Below are 17035 nucleotides of genomic sequence, written 5' to 3' on the forward strand. Positions count from 1 at the left end.
TATGGGTCTTCGAACTCAACGCGCATCTTGTCCTGGTTGGTCACGAAATATGGAGACAGGTAGCCACGGTCGAACTGCATGCCCTCGACGACTTCGAGTTCGGTCTCGGCGGTCTTGGCTTCCTCGACGGTTATGACGCCTTCATTGCCAACCTTCTCCATTGCCTCGGCGAGATGGCGGCCGATCTCGGAATCACCGTTGGCAGAGACGGTGCCCACCTGAGCGATCTCCGAGTTGCTGGTGATCTTGCGGGCATTGGTCTTGAGTTCCTTGACAACGGCGTCGACGGCAATGTCGATGCCGCGCTTCAGGTCCATCGGATTCATGCCCGATGCGACAGCCTTGGCACCTTCCTTGACGATGGCCTGCGCGAGTACCGTCGCGGTCGTGGTGCCGTCACCGGCAAGATCGTTGGTTTTCGACGCCACTTCGCGCAGCATCTGGGCGCCCATGTTCTCAAACTTGTCTTCGAGTTCGATTTCCTTGGCGACCGATACCCCGTCCTTGGTGATGCGCGGAGCACCGAAGGACTTGTCGATCACCACGTTACGACCCTTCGGGCCGAGCGTGACTTTGACGGCATTTGCCAGCACATCGACCCCACGCAGCATGCGTTCACGGGCGTCGCTATGGAATTTGACTTCTTTCGCAGCCATTTGTCTAACTCCTCAATAGGCAGCTATTGACTGATGGTGTTGGGTTTGGGGGACGAGCCGCCTCAGGCGGCTTGTTTACGCTCGGCCTGAGCTTCGATGATGCCCAGAACGTCGCTTTCCTTCATGATCAGCAGATCTTCACCGTCGATCTTGATCTCGGTTCCGGACCATTTGCCGAACAGGATGCGATCACCGGCCTTGACGTCGAGCGCCTGGATCTGGCCTGCATCGCTGCGGGCGCCGGGGCCTACGGCGACGACCTCGCCCTCCTGCGGTTTTTCCCTGGCGGTGTCGGGAATGATGATGCCGCCTCTGGTCTTTTCTTCGGATTCGACCCGGCGTACGAGAATGCGGTCATGGAGCGGTCGGAACGACATGTTTTCCTCCGTGGACAAACGATGATGTTTCGAAATCCCCTGGCCGGACCGGATGACCAGTCCGGGCGGGTGCGAACCTCGTTGAGCGTTCGCGTGCAAAAATTTATTTTCGGGCTTTTTCAATTTCAAGAGGGTCGACAAGAAAAATTAGCACTCGACGTTGGTGGCTGCTAACATGCTGGAAAGGAACGATAAACGACATCGAAGCGTTCAGAAAACCGTTGATGGCTGCATGATTTCGCGCCACCTTCGCAGTGTCATGAAACGGAGATGAAGCATGCAATTCTCATCGGACCTGGAGCGTCAGCTCAACGGCTATGGACTGACCACCGCGCATATCCTCTATCGCATTCCCGACTTCGAGTCCGTCCTGCAGACTTACGTTTGGCAGGACTACGATCTTGCCCCGGATTTCCCTGAGATGTGCAAGTTCCTGAACTTCTGGAAGGCCAGCCTCGACGGACCACTGCATTCCGTCCGCTACACCCACCAACGTCTGATCGGCCCTAACGAATGGCGCCGTGTCGAGGGCGAATTCAAGCTCCACTGAAGCCTTGAAAACGAAATTTTACTTTCTTAGCTCTCGCGGCCGGGGCTTCATGAGCTCGGCCGAGATCGCTGGTCTGTCCGGAGTGAGTTGATCTGGAAGAGAAGATCAAGATCATCAGAGACCTCGGCATCGAGGAGCGCGAGGAAGTCTTTGTCGACATCGCGCGCATCCTTAAAGGGACTGCACAAGTGCATGGCGACCGTCACTTTGCTGCGCTCAAGGCCAACATGGCCAAGGCGATCCGCATCGATGCCAACGAACCGGCGCGAGATGATCCACAAAAGGCCGAACGCGTGCTGCAACAGGCTACCACGATGATCTCGCGCTTCAACTCGGCGCACATCGAATGACGAGCCACGCGATCCACTAACCATAGGCTCATCGGACATGGCGTGCGGGTCCGGCAACAATCACTGACGCCAAACGTCTGGACCACACGCCGCATTCCATTCACCTGCCGCGACGGTTCGACGATCTGCGTGAAGTACCTAGCGATGGCGCGAGCTGCCGGGGCTCACGCCAAGATTTACGGCTCTTCAGGAACCGCAGGTTCCTTCCCAAGTTATTTCGATCAAGGAGGATGTCATGGACGACGAACACATCAAACGCCGTGCGTATGAGAAATGGGAAGCTGAAGGCCGGCCGGAGGGCGAGCATGAGCGCCACTGGCACGAGGCCGAGAAGGAGCTCGGTAATAGTAGCGAACTTCCGCAGACGTCTTCGCCCGCACATCATAGTGGAGTGAACGTTCCGGACGGTCACGATCAGACAACCTCTGATGCGATCCCCTCGCAGAGCGGTAAACCCGGAAGCTTCAAGCCGGGCGAGTTGGCGTCGGAGAATAAGTAGCGGATATGCGCAGCAAGGCGCAAGCCGTCGCGACGCGACGATTGCAGCTGCCTATGGCGCTTCAGGCGACTTTGCTCAGTACCTGCCAGGCGAAATCGACCAGCAGGAGAGCGATCTGGTAGCCGCGTCGCTGCAGCCAATGGGCAACGTTTCGTGCACGGGCGCCGACGAGGTCATCGACGAGCACCACAAGCGCCTCCTGCGGCAGAGGGTCCCTTTAGAGGGATCGCGGCCTGAAGAGCTAGATCACGGTTTCACACATGGTGCAGGCAAACGTACTCAACGTCCGCCGCCATCTTTCGACGGCCGGCGGCCACCAATCTCTCAAGAATGGCGCTCATCGCGGTTGCGTCGGAAAGGTTAGCCGTCCTGATCCTCATCCAGAAAGCCCCGCCCACGAGCGCTCAGATCGCGCGTACGTTTTCCGCCTTCGACTTGCCGGTCTTACGATCCTGACCCAGGTCGTAAGAGACGTTCTGCCCTTCGCGCAGCAGCGTCGAGCCCTGGACTGCACTCACATGAACGAAGACGTCCTGGCCGCCATCGTTTGGCGTAATGAAGCCGAAGCCCTTGTCCTGATTGAAAAACTTGACTGTGCCGTTCGCCACTTCGAATTCCCCGATTTGGATTAAGGGGAAATTCATAACCGCTCGACGTCTGCGCCGCAATGGTGTGCCCTTGCCGGCCGGAGACCGGCGCTTGGTGGCGCAGCGGGCGATACCCGCCATTTTCGGGAAGCGACCATCGAGGTCCGCCGGTCGCTTCCCGACCCCGAGCGATCCGCCGCCTGGCGCTCGAGAGACCGGCAACATACGCTCTATCAGCAAGTCTCGGTATCGGTACGGAAAAATTCCACTCGGACGTTGCCGCAATGCAGCACCTGAGAGTTCATCCCAGCGGACAAAAAGGAAAGGCTTGCATGCGGTTACACTGTGAACAGGCTGTGGATAACGTGTGGGTGACAGTTATTGGCCGAACGGCGCGTTTCCTGTCCGTTCACCACCAGCTTGCCAAAGTGCACCGACTCGGTCGACATTCGTTCCAACCACTCCTCGGCCTCCGCCGCAAACGTTGCCGGGATGGTTCGGGCGCTCCCCATTGGGTCGAGCGCCCTTTTTCATTCCAGCCGATGTCGGGCGAGATGCTTCGCATCCTTTTCCAGAAGCGATCCGGGGGAAAGGTACGCGACGGTGGCGGCGCCACTGGCTGCTTCTCTGGATGCGAGCAGTTGAGATCGTTCGAATTCGGACCTCGCCAGATCGGCCGCAGCGTTGGCGCTCTCAACTTCGGCCTCTGCAACCGATCCAATGAGCGGTTTCGTCGCGACACGCCGCGACCTGGTCGAAGCGATGGCCTCCCGGTTGAGCAACCATGGTTTCAAGGTACGCTTTGAAATCCTGTCAAATGCCGGGCCGGATGTTCGCATTGCCGAACTACCCTACCGGTTCGCGACCCGTTCAGCCGGCCACAGCAAGAGGATCGTCGCGTCGCTCTTCAATTCTTGGAGCTGCTTGTTGCCAAGGCAACGAGAGCGGCCATCCCCTTGCGGCTGGTTTGCCTTGTCATCCTCGGCGCCGCTTTCATGGCCTTACACATGGCGCTGCTAGCCGCGGTTCTTGCGACGGGCACGGAGTTCGCGTGGGCTCAAGCGAGCGCAAGCGTCGTCACCGTGATTGTCAATTTTTCAGGTAATAACCTGATGACCTGTCGCGATCAACGGCTGCGAGGCCGAGGCTTGCTCCGAGGGTTGTCGATATATTCCGCAGTAGTTAGCCCTGGAGCCGCGGTCAATGTCGGTATCGCGACGGCTTTGTTCGCGGCGGCTAGCCCCTTGGTAGGCCGCCGGTCGCACGTGATGACCATCGACTTTCTCCCTTGCCGTCGAAGGCGTGCGCGATGGTCATTCTACCGCATCTAACCGATGGCAAGTCGGGCGGCAATCGCGTTGAGGGGAAGCAGGTCGAGCGCTCCTTAACTGGCGCGATGCCATCCGAGAATCTCTCCATGTCGCCGCGGCACATCGCGTCTATGCAGCCGTCAGGGCCTTGTAATCGTCGCCAGCGAGAAGCTTGGGCAAGGGACGGGATGGCCCGGTCCTGCAAGCCAGAAGATCCCCGTCCCGTTGCGCGCTTGCAGATCGGCCGGGGAGGGCAGGCAAAGTCGCCCTCCTCGTTATACCAGTTGAGCGGTTCATCGGCCCGACACATTAGCTCAAATGCCGCCTTGCGGCCGGCGAATCCAGTCAAGCCAATCAAGGCACCAATGTGGGCCAGGTGAACCATGAGTGATTGGCTGCCGGGAGTATTGCCAGGCATTGAAATGAGCCTAACGTTTCCATCACGAAAAAAAGTCGATGCCCAATTGCCGAAATTGACCAAGCAGGCGTTGAAGGGCTTACGCTGACGGACCCACAAACGGCTTCGCAACGAAGATCAGCTACCGCGCCCGCGTTTCATGATCTGCTCCAACCTCACCGGGCGCAATTTTTGGGCATCCACGCCGACGTCGAATTGGCGAGGCAGCGGTTTTAGACGCCCGTGCGAGTGGCCGTGCAGATTGATCGATCTCTTGCCCATCTGGTTCCACGTCCTGAAAGCGTAGTGGCAGAGGATCAGGTGGTGATCGTCAGTGCGTATTTCGGCATAGTGTTGGACGCTCGTCCAACCTCTCGCTTCAGTGGTCGTTGTTGGATCGTTATTACCAACTACCAGGTGTTTGCGCCCGTTCAAGCGCGATAGAAGCTGGTCGCAATCGCCTGCGCGGGCCGACATGAAATCGCCGAGATGCCAGACATCGTCATCTTCGCCGACGAGGCCATTCCAGTTTTGGATCAGCGCCAGATCGTGGGCGGCCATGTCTGGGATAGGACGTCGGTCGATCCTGAGGACACGCGGATCGCCAAAATGGGTATCGCTGGTAAAGAAGATCATTGATGGAACATGGGGCCGGAGCGTCCGTCGCCAAGATATTGTGGCGCTTCGAAAAGAAGTCACCTTCCATTCTTCGCAGAGAAGCCGGAGACAGTGCCATTCCAGACCGACGATGGCCCTCCTTGTTTCAACAGCCCACATTGGAGCCAGGACAAGTCGCTTGTACGCTACCGTACCAACGCGTGGTTGCGGCGCAGAATCGGACTTTAGTCCGGTTGATGACCGCAGGCAGCCCGCTAGCTTCACCACTTTACACGACGCGGGGGCGCGCAAGCGGGTCGTCATGCCAATAACTGAATCGGATCGACTTTTGTTCAGCCGAGTTTGGGCTGTCGGCGCCAAAGCGGTCAAAGACGGTCACAATTCTGCGCTGCTCGATGTTACGCTTCATGCCCCTACGCTGGAACAATACCAGGATAGCCACGGTCAGCGGATGACCGATATGATCAAGGTCGTTCAGCTAGGAATCTCGAAGCTTCGTGATAGCGGCGAGCACATCGAAGGCGACGAGGACAGCATACGTCGGTCCTTGCGTCGCTCTGGTGCGCGGTATTCGTAGCGCGAGCGATTACATCCTATCGCTGACGATTTCACAAAATCCCTAGTGGCCCCGATCTTCCAACCATAACGCCATCGCTGTTGGCGGCGACGCGGGGCTGGCATCATCGCCCGGGATCTTCATGTCCCATTCAGGTGCGACTTCGCAAAATCCCGCGAGCGTTGCAGTATTCTTGGTATCAATAGTGAACGAAGCCACCTCTGACAGTTTCCAGTTCGGTCTGAAGGCACTTCTGAAGAAGCATCCCGACCTTCAGTCATATGCGTCAACGGCGCACCAGTTGACGGAACTGATCGAGACCTATGGTGAGGCATTGCAGTCTAGAGCGAAATACCAGACCGACGGTGGCGAACACGAATTGATTCTCGCCCATTATGAGAGCGTATGTATTGAGCTGGAGGAGCACCTCCGATCGAGCCTCTCCAACGAATGTCTCCGCGATGGCGGCTGATGTCTGGACCTGACGACAAACACGTTAGCCTCGCATTGATCGACGGGTCGACCCTTCTAACTCTTTAGAAGATGGCGTCTCGCTTGTTGCCTCGGATCGATCTGTTCAGCTTGCCGAACCAGCGATGCAGATCATCGCTGCGGATCCTTCATCTCCAGATATGTCAAACCGATGAGGCGCTCTTCGCGTTGGTCCGAAAGCCTGCGCAAGAAAGATCTGAAGATAATGCAGTGACCACGTTTCTGACCCGCCGCTAAAGCTGAAAATGATCCGTAGATGCAGATATGACTAAATCCAGTACTCAATAGGGACGATCCGCTTACACTGTTTTGATCGTCCCCGAGTAGGACCTTGGTCCGAGGCCGGTTGTCGCGGCAGTCCTATCTTCATTCCTGCCTGTTCACGAAGAACCTCACAATGCCGGTCTTCACGCCACTTGGAGGGCGCAGAGACCGCTTCAGAAAGGAGATCGCCATGTCATCCACGGAAGATCCGAAACTTCTGCCGCACAATACTGCGCGCAGACATTTTCTAGGTGTCGCTGCTGCCGCCGGTGTTCGGCTCGCGGGCGCGGCGGCATTGGCCACGGCAATTTCCACATCTCCTGCGAGTGCATTGGGACGCCGTTGGGGCCACGGTGGCTCGGGTGGACACGGCGGTTCCGGTGGGCACGGAGGCTCCGGGGGGAGCGGTGGTTCCGGCGGAGGCGGTGGCGGCGGCGGTCCGCAGTGCTTCCTGCGGGGAACCGGGATCCTCACGGATTGCGGTGAAAGGCCTGTCGAGGATCTGCGTGCCGGCGATCGCGTTGCCCTTCCGGATGGAAGCACTCGTCCGATCAGGTGGGTCGGCCGCCAGGCCTTCAGGAAGAACGGCGCACGCTGGCAGGAAGCCGTCGTGCCAATCCGCATTCGCCGCCATGCGCTGGACGGCCGCACCCCGCACTCCGATCTCTACCTGTCATCCGGCCATGCGCTGTTTCTGAACGGCGTCCTGATCCGCGTGAAGGATCTCGTCAACGGCACGACCATTGCACCGGTCACTCCGGCCGACGACATGCCGCTCGAATATTATGCCGTACTGCTCGATACGCATGAGGCCATCCTGGCCGAAGGTGCGGCGGCTGAGAGCTTCCATCTCGTGGACAACAACCACGAGGCCTTCTCCAATTTCGCCGAGTTCAAGCGCCTCTATGGCGAAAGGCCCGGCGTGATGACATCCTATGCCCCGGTGCTGGGCGAGGAAGGTGGCTGGAAGCACCTGAAAGCGCTCCTCCTCCTTGGCGTTTCGCCTCTGGTGCCGGTGCGCGATCCATTCGCGGATGCCTGCAGGAAGATCGACGCGCAGGCCAGGGAACTGTCGGCCTGATCCACTGCGGGCTTGCTTGCCGGGCGCATCTCGAAACCGGAGAGCTCAGTCGCTCAGACCGCGCAACGGCCTTGCCAGGCCACATGCATAGAAGAAGAAAAGCTGGGCGTCTATCCTGGCCATTCTGGTCGCCGAGGACGAGTATTACTTCCGAAGACCTAGTCGACTCGCCTCGGAGCGACCGTGATTGGGCGCACCTCAACGCTCGAACGAGCCTGGATCTGCTCGAAGATGCTGAGCAGATAGACAGCGCTGTGCTAGACATCAGTCTCGGTGGGAAGATGAGCTGCCGACCTTCTCGCGAAGCGGGGCATACCGTTTCTACTCGCCACCGGCCACCGTCTCGGCCATGGCAACTTCGCCAAGCTAGAAATGTAACAGACCCTGCGGATGTACGAGCGCTGCGATCACCCGCCTACCTGACCAGTTCCCTCGGTGGCGCCACTTCCAGCCGTTCAGCGTCGCACCGAACCTTACCGCATTCGACATGGCTGAATGGGTCTGTAAACAGCTAGGAAAGCTGGCGACGCAGCGACACCGTTCGGGTGACACATCCCAGGCACTCATTGCAAACATGGCGCAATAGCCTCAGAGGACGCCACGTCCAGCTCCAAGGATTTGCGACTGTTCCATCGCCCCAAATGCCCGCGACCGCGGGTCCGCATGGTTCAAAAACCGGCGGTTATGGCGTGGACAGGACCTTCTGCCGGTCTTCTCTGCTGGCGTCAGGCGTAACACCCGAAGGTCGCGATGCCGGCTTGAGAGAACCGAGCGGAACTTGACGGACGGCGCGAAGTTTCGATGTAAACCCGGAGCTTTCCCATGTCGACCATCGCCTCCCACCACGAGCCGGACCTTGCCAACCGCCTCGATCGTAATATCGAAGCGCTTCTTCAACGACGGCGCGAGGAAGCTCGAAAGGCGTCGGCGCAGGAAAAAGCTGCGGCCACAATCACCCGCTTCGCCGGCTCGATGACCTTCGTTTACATTCACGCCATATTGTTCGGTGGCTGGATCCTGATAAACGTTGGGGTGCTCCCGTTTCTCCCGGCATTCGACCCTTCTCTCGTCATCCTGGCGATGGTGGCGTCGGTGGAGGCGATCTTCATTTCGACCTTCGTCATGATCAGCCAGAACCGCATGGCCGAGGCCGACGATAAGCGGGCCGATCTGAATTTGCAGATCTCGCTGCTGTCCGAGCACGAGACCACGCAACTTCTCACAATCGTTGCCGCCATCGCCGAAAAGATGGGTCTCAACCTCGAACAGAAGGCGGAGATCGAGGAGCTTCAGGAGGACGTCACGCCAGAGGAAGTTCTCGACACAATGGAGAAGATCTCGAATGACGCGGACATCGGTCTCGACAGCGCGACTTCGAGCACCGAATAGCTATGCTTCAAATAACCGTCCGTGCCGCGGCCGAAGGCGTCATGTCCAGGATGGTCCGGAGCGGCGCTCTAACCGAGCCAGTGGACGATTGCCGCGCAGGACACACCGTGGATTGAATTTCAGCTCGGCTCGTGAACACGAGGTTGTCACCGAGATGACGGACGCCGCCAATCCGCGCCGAGATTGCACTCTTCTCTGTTTCAGCAGACTGAAGGCTTTCGACGTGTGCCCCCGGAGCCGGTGAAACATCGTCAGGTGTGCCGCGGAAAACCGTCAAAAGGACAGCGTTTCTGGCCAACAGATCGAGCCGTAGCATCATCCTCGGCATTCGGCCTGTCGGATCATCGGATGGTGTCAAACCGGCGGTCCGGGCTCGTCGCGTGAAGTCGAATCGATTAAAAAAGTGTCTGCTGGGTGGGAGTAGTCGTTTTAGGTGTTTCCGTTTCTCCTCGCCGCAGAAGCTCCGCCCGGGCGCTGAAGCGAACGTCCGCGTCGCGGTCGCTCAGAAAGGTGGTGAGTGCGTCGATAGTCAGACGGTCCCAGTTTTTCCCACGGTCAGGGCCCGCCGGGACCCGCGGAAGCAGGCCAGGCTGAGAACTCCACAACAGGAGCTCATCCAGAGACGCGGAATTCAACTCGTCACGCAGATGGTGGGCGCTGACATAAGCGTCGGGCATGGCTCGATGGGCGGGAAGGCCGATCTCATGAATCAGACCTTCCGGCGCACGCTGATATCGCAACATCTGGTTGGAAAACCTCGGAAGTTCTGGCCAGACGCGCAGTGCACATTTCCATGTGCAAATCCAGGGCGTGGCCCCTGCCAGTCTGGGTGTGCAGTAGCGCTGCTCGAAAGCGGCACGGTGGGCGGCAAGGGCGACTATCGGGTAAGATGGCCGCAGGATGCTCGGCGCCACCTCTTTCCAGAACGGTGCGCCTGAGACTTCGCAATCCTGAATATGATGGATCGCCATGGTCTCTGCTGAAATGGGGCGGCCAGGATTCACAAGCACCGAGCCGCGCTCTGCCGAGATCTGCCATCGCCCATCCTCGTCCTGAAAAACGTCCTGCCACCCAATCTCGCAGACGTCGGCCGGCCCGTTGCCGGCCGTTTCAAGGTCGATGACGCGAATGCAGGGTGGGGACATTTCGGCTTTCACTGCTGGTGGTTCCCCTCCCGGCTCTTGAATTATAAACCTAGCCCGAGTTGCGGTTGTTCCACGTCGTCGGCATCCTTGTCATTGATGAGCGACGACAGTGTCACGCCGAGAAGCCGAACCGGCCGCTTGAACGGATATACACCCGCAAGCAAGACGTTTGCGGCCCCGAGAATATCATCGACGCCCGCGTAGGGAAGGGGATTTGTTCGGCTCCGGGTCGCCTGGGTAAAGTCGGAATATTTGACCTTCACCGTCACCGTTTTGCCGCTGAAACCCTTGGCATTGCAGTAAGACCAGACCTTTTCGGCGAGCGGCCGCAGCTCGCTGGTCGCGAGATCGAGATCGCTGATGTCGACAGTGAATGTATCTTCCGCGCCGACCGACTTGCGCATCCGATCTGGCCGGACCTGGCGCGCATCGATGCCCCGCGCAATGCCATAGAAGTACTGGCCGGACTTCCCGAAATGATCTATCAGGAACATCAGGGGCTTTGCCTTCAGATCCGCACCGGTCTCAATGCCGAGCCGTCGCATCTTCTCCGCTGTGGCCGGGCCGACGCCATGGAACTTGTTCACCGCGAGTTGCTCCACGAAAGCCGCACCATTCTTCGGCGTGATGACCGCCTGGCCATTCGGCTTGTTCAAGTCCGAGGCCATCTTCGCAAGAAACTTGTTGTAGGAGATGCCTGCCGAAGCGCTCAGCCCGGTTACCGCTTTGATCCTTGCACGGATCTCCAGCGCAATCTCGGTGGCGACCGGCATGTCTTTGAGATTTTCGGTGACGTCGAGATAGGCTTCGTCGAGCGAGAGGGGTTCGATCACCGGCGTATACTGCGCAAAAATCTCGCGGATCTGCTGCGAAATGGCACGATAGACTTCGAACCGCGGCTTCACGAAAATCAGGCTCGGGCACTTCCGTGCCGCCGTGACCGACGCCATTGCAGAGCGAACCCCAAATTCGCGCGCCTCGTAGCTTGCTGCTGCGACGACGCCGCGGGCGGCCGCTCCGCCAACAGCCACGGGTTTGCCGCGAAGCTCCGGATTATCGCGCTGCTCGACCGATGCGTAAAAGGCATCCATATCCACATGGATGATTTTCCTCATAGGCAAGGCAGTTGCGTCCATTGGTCAGTAAGCCGGTCCGTTAAAACAAAAGCAGAACATAGCAGCTTCCGACGCCGCGTCCAGGTGAAAGTCACATCTGGCGAATCTACAAGCGGTCCCTCTCCTCCGGGGGCTAGGAAGCAAAAGCGAAGATTGAGAGAAAACAATGGCGACACGAACCTAATCACAGAGCCATCTTCGACCGCGGGAGCTTCCCGTCACTCGGGAGACGTCTTCCATTGCCTATGCCGTGATACCCGTCGCCGTCTGACGGTCTGTTTCCGCCGATCGACGCCGCGATCGTTCCAGGCTTAAACATTCCTTTCATCACACCGGATGTCTATTGGGCCTTTGCATAAAAGAAATCTCGTGAAACGTTTGTGCACGTTCCTCGGGCGAATTGACGGGCTCAGTGCAGACGCTCGGCAGGTTCGCCGAAGTCAAAGCCCAGTAAGGTCAGGACAAACAACATGCGCAATACGCGGGGCAGCCATGACTTGCAGCGCACGTGGCGCGTCGCCACATGACTGCGACCGTCGACAGACCTTCACATCAGCTGCGCCGCGATCCTCGCCCGCGCCGGAGAACAACATGCACGGAATATCGAAGACCTTGGATGCAATGACGCTTCTCGAACGCACCAACCTGCTCGAGACAGTGGCGGACGCGCTTGAAGCATCTGCCGACGAAGCCAAGGTTGAAGGAGACGCGCGGTTTGTCGAAAATTCTTTGTCCGTGATGAACACCATTCGCGGGATGTGTTGCGATCTCGGATCGCGCGACCTCGAGGTTGCCGAACTGCTGCTCGAGCAGGGAATTATGATGGTATACCAGTTCTCAAATCGGAAGCCTGAAAAGGTAGCGCTACACTGAGGCCTGTGCCCGTCGTTGAGCCCAAGGACGGCATCATCGTCATTGCTATATGCCTGAAATCAAGGTGAGCTCTCTTCACTGTAATGAGGCCAGCTTTCTCCAGGTTAGGCTCGCCCAGCCGCTTAACTCAGCCTGACGCAATAATCGGCCAGGCGAAACGGCGCGGACATTCTCGAGATTGCTTGCCTGCCGCATAGGTGCCGATGCACCGGTCGACGTCTCACGACTTTGCACCCACCGGCGGAACCTGCTTCCTCCGTCTTGGTTACACCAGGGATGAATTTCGAACGACCAGCAAAGGGTTGAGCAAATGACGCCCCAACGCTTTCGTCACCTGGGTTGAAAGGGTGGAGCGCACCGCCGAAGAGATCGCCTTACGGCGGGCCAGGCGCGCTGAACGTCGGCAGAAACAGCGCGACGCCAATGTCACGCGGGCTGCCAAGATGCACCTCGCCCGTCTTGCCGGAGATCCGTCCCCGATAGCACCCAATGGCGATGTTGCGGGCCGCATCCATGTTGGTTGTTCTGGATGGTACTACTGGCACTGGAAAGGGTCTTTCTATCCGACCGATACGCCGTCGGGGGAGTTGTTTTCGATCTACCAGGCCAACTTCAAAACAGTGGAACTCAATGCCCCGTTTTATTCCTGGCCAACGATTGGCGCGGTCAAGACCTGGATACGACAGGCGCTTCCCGGTTTCGTCTACACGGTCAAGGTGTGTGAGCTCATCACCCATGTCCAGCGTTTTCAGCAGACACAAATTCTCGTCGATGACTTCGGCTATATTGCCGACCTGCTTGGACCGAGGATGGGATGTTTCCTGTTTCAGCTGCCGCCGAGCATACGATACTCGCCGGAAATGTTGCACTCGATCTTGTCGCAGCTCGATCACCGACGTCGAAACGTCATCGAATTCCGTCACAAAAGCTGGTGGAACCCGGAGGTTTATGCTGCGTTCAAAGCGGCTGGGACGATTTTTTGCGCCTGCAGTGGACCTCGGTTGCCAGACGAACTCGTGTGCACCGGCGATGACGTCTACGTCCGTTTCCACGGGATCGAAAAATGGTATCGCCACGACTACAGCGACGCCGAGCTGGAGCTGTGGGCAGAGCGCATAGGCCAAAGTGGCGCCAAGACCATATGGGTCTATTTCAACAACGACCGCGACGGTAACTCAATCAAGAACGCTAAGCGCCTGGCTGAGATGCTGAAGCCTCAGCGCTAAGGCGAATGAGGCGCTGCGACCAGGGGCTTCAGGTGCTGGAGCCTGGGAGGTCGAACTAGAGGCGAACCGAGCCCACGCAAGGCCTCACAGAACGTCCTGTTTCAATCGGGTGGGCGTGCTCTGCTCCCGTTGAGGCAAGAACTGAGGAAGACATGACGATAGTCATCCACCGACTACGGCACAGTTTCCGGGCAAGATCGCAAGAAACCATTGATCCCGCGACCTGAGATCGATCGCTGCGGCCAGGCGTGGCCCCTGGTACATGGCCTGGAGCAATCGCCCGATCGTTAAATTCTTAGCGAGTTCGCTAACGCCACGTTATATGCCGCATGAAAGGGTGCCGGCCGGAGGTGGCAATGGTCGCACTGGTTTCCTGTATTGCCCAACAGCACAATTTTCCGCTTCTGTCTGTCGCCGTATGTGTCTGCGTGGCAGGAAACTTGGCCGCGGTCTTCATGCTGTCTCGTGCTCGCCAGTGTGTTCGAGTCCACCGGAACCTGTGGCTCATTGTGGCAGGTTTCGTGCTCGGCGGGACGATATGGGCGACGCATTTTCTCGCCATGCTGGCCTACGACATCCCTGTCTCCTATCAGCTGTTTGCGACCGGCACATCTATTTTGGTCGCGGTCGCGATCTCGTGCCTCGGGGCTTTCGCGACTGTCGGCATGCCTCGCCGTCGAGGCGCAGTTACAAGTGGCTGCTTCCTTGGCCTCGCGATCGGGGCAATGCACACGATCGGCTTGAGTGCTATCTGGAACTCGGCCTACGTCGAAACCAGAGCTGACACCTTCATTGCAGCATGGTTGCTTGGCTTCCTGTTTACGGTCGCGGCAATGTTCGTCAGTTGCTGCGAGCTGACGAGGATCAGATTGGTGTTCACGGCATTGCTTCTCGTGGCCGCCGTCTTGAGCCACCATCTGATTTCAATGAGCGGCCTGCGAATTGTGCCCCTCTACCCGGGCCCTGAAAACGGGTTGACGTTTATCAACCGTGTCGGCATTGCCGCTGCCGTATGCGTGGTATCAAGCCTGCTGATCTCGGCAGGTGTTGCCGCACTCTTGTTCGACCGGCACCTGACCGACGTGAAGGGCCTTGCGAACGCGACCTTCGAAGCCATTGTGCTGACGCGCGCGGGCGTCATCGTCCACGCCAACGAGCAGTTTGTCTCGATGGTCGGTAAGTCGGCCGCCGAACTGAAAGCGCGTCGGCTCGAAGATTTTCTGCGTCAAAGCGGAGCAACACAGGGATCTGTAGATTCGCCGAGCGGCCAGATCCCGGTCGAAGTGGTTGAAGGTGTCATTGAATATCGCGGCCGCGAAACCATCGTGTATGGGCTGCGTGACATCAGCGAGCGACTTGAGGCGCACCAGCGTCTTGATCACCTCGCCTCACATGATCCTCTGACAAGCCTTCTTAACCGGCGCGCGTTCAACGCTCGGTCGGACGAAATGATCCGCCAGTCTCATGTTTCGGGATCAGCGACGAGTTTGTTGATCCTCGATCTCGACCGCTTCAAGACGATCAACGATGTTCATGGCCATCTTGATGGCGATCAGGTGCTCCAGCAGGTCGCCGACGTACTGAGGTCCTCTTTCGACCAAACGGCGCTGATTGGGAGGATCGGTGGTGACGAATTTTCGGTGCTGCTTCCAGCCTCCGATATCGTTCGGGCGCAGGATGTCGCAGCTGAATTTGCGTCTCGCTTAAGATCGACATTTACATCTCACACGAAGGCTGCGGCGCTAGGCGTTAGTGTAGGAATAGCAGCCTTCCCAACACATGGCGACAGCCTCAGGCAATTGCAGAACAACGCGGACGCGGCTCTCTATCGCGCGAAAGCGGCGGGGAGGGGACAGATTTGCTTGTTTGACCGGGTCCTCGACCAACAAATGCGCGAGCGGCGACGGCTGGAGGAGGAACTGCGCCGGGCCGTCAAAGCACAGGAGTTTTTCCTGCTCTACCAGCCGATCGTCGATGCCCAGTCCGGATTGCCCCAAGGCTATGAGGCACTCCTGCGCTGGCACCATCCGACTTACGGCGTTCTCTCGCCGGCAGTCTTCATAGACGCAGCGGAAGAAAGCGGCAGCATCGTCGAGATCGGTGAATGGGTCCTTCGCGAGGCGTGCCATCAAGCTGCGGGTTGGAATGAGAACCTGTTCCTGGCGGTCAACATCTCGCCGCGACAGCTCCTTTCGCCCAACTTGCTCGATCACGTAAATGCCGCGCTCAAGGCTAGCGGCCTTTCCGCATCAAGGCTCGAACTGGAGGTGACGGAGACGTCACTCCTCGAAGATCGCATCGAAGTGGCGCAATCGCTTCAGGCGCTCAAGGCACAGGGTATAAAGCTCGCCATGGATGACTACGGCAGCGGTTTTTCGTCGATGACCAATCTCAGGCGCTATCCTTTCGACAAGCTCAAGATTGACCGCAGCTATGTCTCGGCTCTCGATCACGACCCAGGCGCCGGCGTCATCCTTGATTGCGCACTGGCACTCGGTCGGGGCCTTGGATTGAAGATCGTCGTTGAAGGCATTGAGACGGAAGAGCAACGGGTGCTGATTTCAACGAAAGGCCCCGACCTGGTGCAGGGTTTCCTCTTCGGTCGGCCGGGAGCACATGGCGGCCGATCAGTCGGGCGACGACACCCAAGATCATCTCGAACTCTGCCCAGTTGAGGCGACGTCGGTTTCGAGCTGCATTGACTTGCTATCGAGTGGTACTGCCGTCGAGAACCGCAAGGCGCGCAAACGGCCAGCCGCAAGCGGTGTCTATTTGTAAGGGCGCGCTGTCGGGTTGTGCATTCGTTGCGCAACGTGGTTCTCACGCTTTCCGGAACAAAAATCGCCCGTGAGGCATAATCGTTGGATGCGCGCTCGGCGCTTCATGAAGGAGGACGATCATGCCTGCAAAGAAGACTATTACGAAACCGCTGGTGGCCGAAGGAGCGAGGATTGGCGAACCTGTGCCGCGTGCCATTGTAGACACGAACACGGCGTCAGTCGGTATTCCCCCGCAGCCCGAGTTCAATGCCGAAAACGAGATCGGCGTCCTTCGGAAACAATTGGAAGCGCTTCGCCAGCAAGTGGCCGACGCCTCCGGCGCGGTAAAAGGTGGGGCTCGTCAGGCGGTTCGGCAGACGGAAGCAACGGTAAAGCTTTACCCGCTATCCACCCTCGGGGCAGTTGCCACGGCCGCAGCAGTTGTTGCTCTCGCGATCGTCGGATTTCGGACGGCGCCAAGGCGGACGCGCTACGACCGAGGCCTCGAGGATTTGCGGGATTTGTACGACAGCGTGCGCGGTCGCTTCTAGCCAAATTTCGGGATTGCCGCCGAGCATGTTTCCCCTCGAGCTCGCTAGGGGGGCCGGTAAAGGGGGAAACATGCTGAACATCACAATCAATGCCGCTCTGGGCATTGTCGACGACGGATCGCCTGATCGCACGCGCTCGCCGCGAGGCCCCGAACGATCCGACCGTCGAGACCCAACTCGATGTTCTACGAGATGCCCTCGATTCCTTGAGGAACGACCGTGAACGCTCTTGGAAGAGCG

Annotated in this window: 16 protein-coding genes and 1 pseudogene; 10 read left to right on the forward strand and 7 right to left on the reverse strand. The window is 58.5% G+C overall.

The annotated features are described in order from the left end of the window. The coding region (groEL, locus tag FHT93_RS19015) for a chaperonin GroEL (protein WP_183848947.1) at positions 1–656 on the reverse strand (656 nt) is incomplete at its 3' end. Positions 657–718: 62 nt separating this feature from the next. Continuing rightward, entirely contained in the window at positions 719–1033 is a 315-nt protein-coding gene (gene groES, locus FHT93_RS19020) for a co-chaperone GroES (protein ID WP_018114737.1), read from the reverse strand. A gap of 277 nt (positions 1034–1310) precedes the next feature. Between groES and FHT93_RS19025 the strand changes: the two genes are divergently transcribed. From FHT93_RS19025 to FHT93_RS19035, 3 genes and pseudogenes are all read left to right on the forward strand, one after another. Next, positions 1311–1583: an usg protein gene (locus FHT93_RS19025; RefSeq protein ID WP_113205169.1), complete on the forward strand. Its 273-nt coding sequence runs from the start codon at positions 1311–1313 to the stop codon at positions 1581–1583. A 92-nt stretch (positions 1584–1675) separates the two neighbouring features. Beyond that, a pseudogene (locus FHT93_RS19030) lies at positions 1676–1953 on the forward strand (hypothetical protein). Between the two features lie 215 nt (positions 1954–2168). Then, positions 2169–2432, forward strand: a complete 264-nt coding sequence (locus tag FHT93_RS19035; protein ID WP_112547932.1) for a DUF2934 domain-containing protein — start codon at positions 2169–2171, stop codon at positions 2430–2432. Between the two features lie 61 nt (positions 2433–2493). On the opposite strand, the gene FHT93_RS35905 is transcribed toward FHT93_RS19035, so the two are convergent. From FHT93_RS35905 to FHT93_RS19055, 3 genes are all read right to left on the reverse strand, one after another. Beyond that, complete coding sequence (locus FHT93_RS35905; protein WP_281413473.1) at positions 2494–2622, reverse strand: hypothetical protein; 129 nt, start codon at positions 2620–2622, stop codon at positions 2494–2496. Positions 2623–2836: 214 nt separating this feature from the next. Then, positions 2837–3040, reverse strand: a complete 204-nt coding sequence (locus tag FHT93_RS19045; protein WP_029616201.1) for a cold-shock protein — start codon at positions 3038–3040, stop codon at positions 2837–2839. A gap of 1824 nt (positions 3041–4864) precedes the next feature. Beyond that, complete coding sequence (locus FHT93_RS19055; protein WP_112547930.1) at positions 4865–5362, reverse strand: metallophosphoesterase family protein; 498 nt, start codon at positions 5360–5362, stop codon at positions 4865–4867. 743 nt (positions 5363–6105) lie between these two features. Here FHT93_RS19055 and FHT93_RS19060 point away from each other — a divergent pair. From FHT93_RS19060 to FHT93_RS19070, 3 genes are all read left to right on the forward strand, one after another. Then, the gene (locus FHT93_RS19060; protein WP_112547928.1) at positions 6106–6372 is read left to right on the forward strand and encodes a hypothetical protein; all 267 of its coding nucleotides are present in this window, start codon (positions 6106–6108) and stop codon (positions 6370–6372) included. Between the two features lie 474 nt (positions 6373–6846). Beyond that, positions 6847–7737, forward strand: coding sequence for a Hint domain-containing protein (locus FHT93_RS19065; protein ID WP_113144825.1), 891 nt, complete (start codon positions 6847–6849; stop codon positions 7735–7737). Positions 7738–8559: 822 nt separating this feature from the next. Beyond that, positions 8560–9126 carry a DUF1003 domain-containing protein gene (locus FHT93_RS19070; RefSeq protein ID WP_112543199.1) on the forward strand — a complete coding sequence of 189 codons (567 nt, stop codon included), beginning with the start codon at positions 8560–8562 and terminating at the stop codon, positions 9124–9126. A 395-nt stretch (positions 9127–9521) separates the two neighbouring features. On the opposite strand, the gene FHT93_RS19075 is transcribed toward FHT93_RS19070, so the two are convergent. Together FHT93_RS19075 and dinB are read right to left on the reverse strand one after the other, a co-directional pair. Further along, positions 9522–10283: a DNA polymerase III subunit epsilon gene (locus FHT93_RS19075; RefSeq protein ID WP_312866609.1), complete on the reverse strand. Its 762-nt coding sequence runs from the start codon at positions 10281–10283 to the stop codon at positions 9522–9524. Between the two features lie 29 nt (positions 10284–10312). Next, on the reverse strand, positions 10313–11407 hold the full coding sequence (gene dinB, locus FHT93_RS19080; RefSeq protein ID WP_162710035.1) for a DNA polymerase IV: 1095 nt from the start codon (positions 11405–11407) through the stop codon (positions 10313–10315). A gap of 570 nt (positions 11408–11977) precedes the next feature. On the opposite strand from dinB, the gene FHT93_RS19085 reads away from it, so the two are divergent. The 4 genes from FHT93_RS19085 to FHT93_RS19100 all read left to right on the forward strand — a co-directional run bounded on the left by FHT93_RS19085 (position 11978) and on the right by FHT93_RS19100 (position 16795). Further along, entirely contained in the window at positions 11978–12259 is a 282-nt protein-coding gene (locus FHT93_RS19085) for a hypothetical protein (protein ID WP_112543202.1), read from the forward strand. 347 nt (positions 12260–12606) lie between these two features. Further along, on the forward strand, positions 12607–13485 hold the full coding sequence (locus FHT93_RS19090; RefSeq protein ID WP_348649779.1) for a DUF72 domain-containing protein: 879 nt from the start codon (positions 12607–12609) through the stop codon (positions 13483–13485). A gap of 356 nt (positions 13486–13841) precedes the next feature. Then, on the forward strand, positions 13842–16160 hold the full coding sequence (locus tag FHT93_RS19095; protein ID WP_183848949.1) for an EAL domain-containing protein: 2319 nt from the start codon (positions 13842–13844) through the stop codon (positions 16158–16160). A gap of 224 nt (positions 16161–16384) precedes the next feature. Further along, positions 16385–16795: a hypothetical protein gene (locus FHT93_RS19100; RefSeq protein WP_112543204.1), complete on the forward strand. Its 411-nt coding sequence runs from the start codon at positions 16385–16387 to the stop codon at positions 16793–16795. Positions 16796–17035 lie beyond the last annotated feature (240 nt).

The organism is Rhizobium sp. BK379, from assembly GCF_014193955.1.
In the GTDB taxonomy this organism is placed as follows: Bacteria; Pseudomonadota; Alphaproteobacteria; order Rhizobiales; family Rhizobiaceae; genus Rhizobium.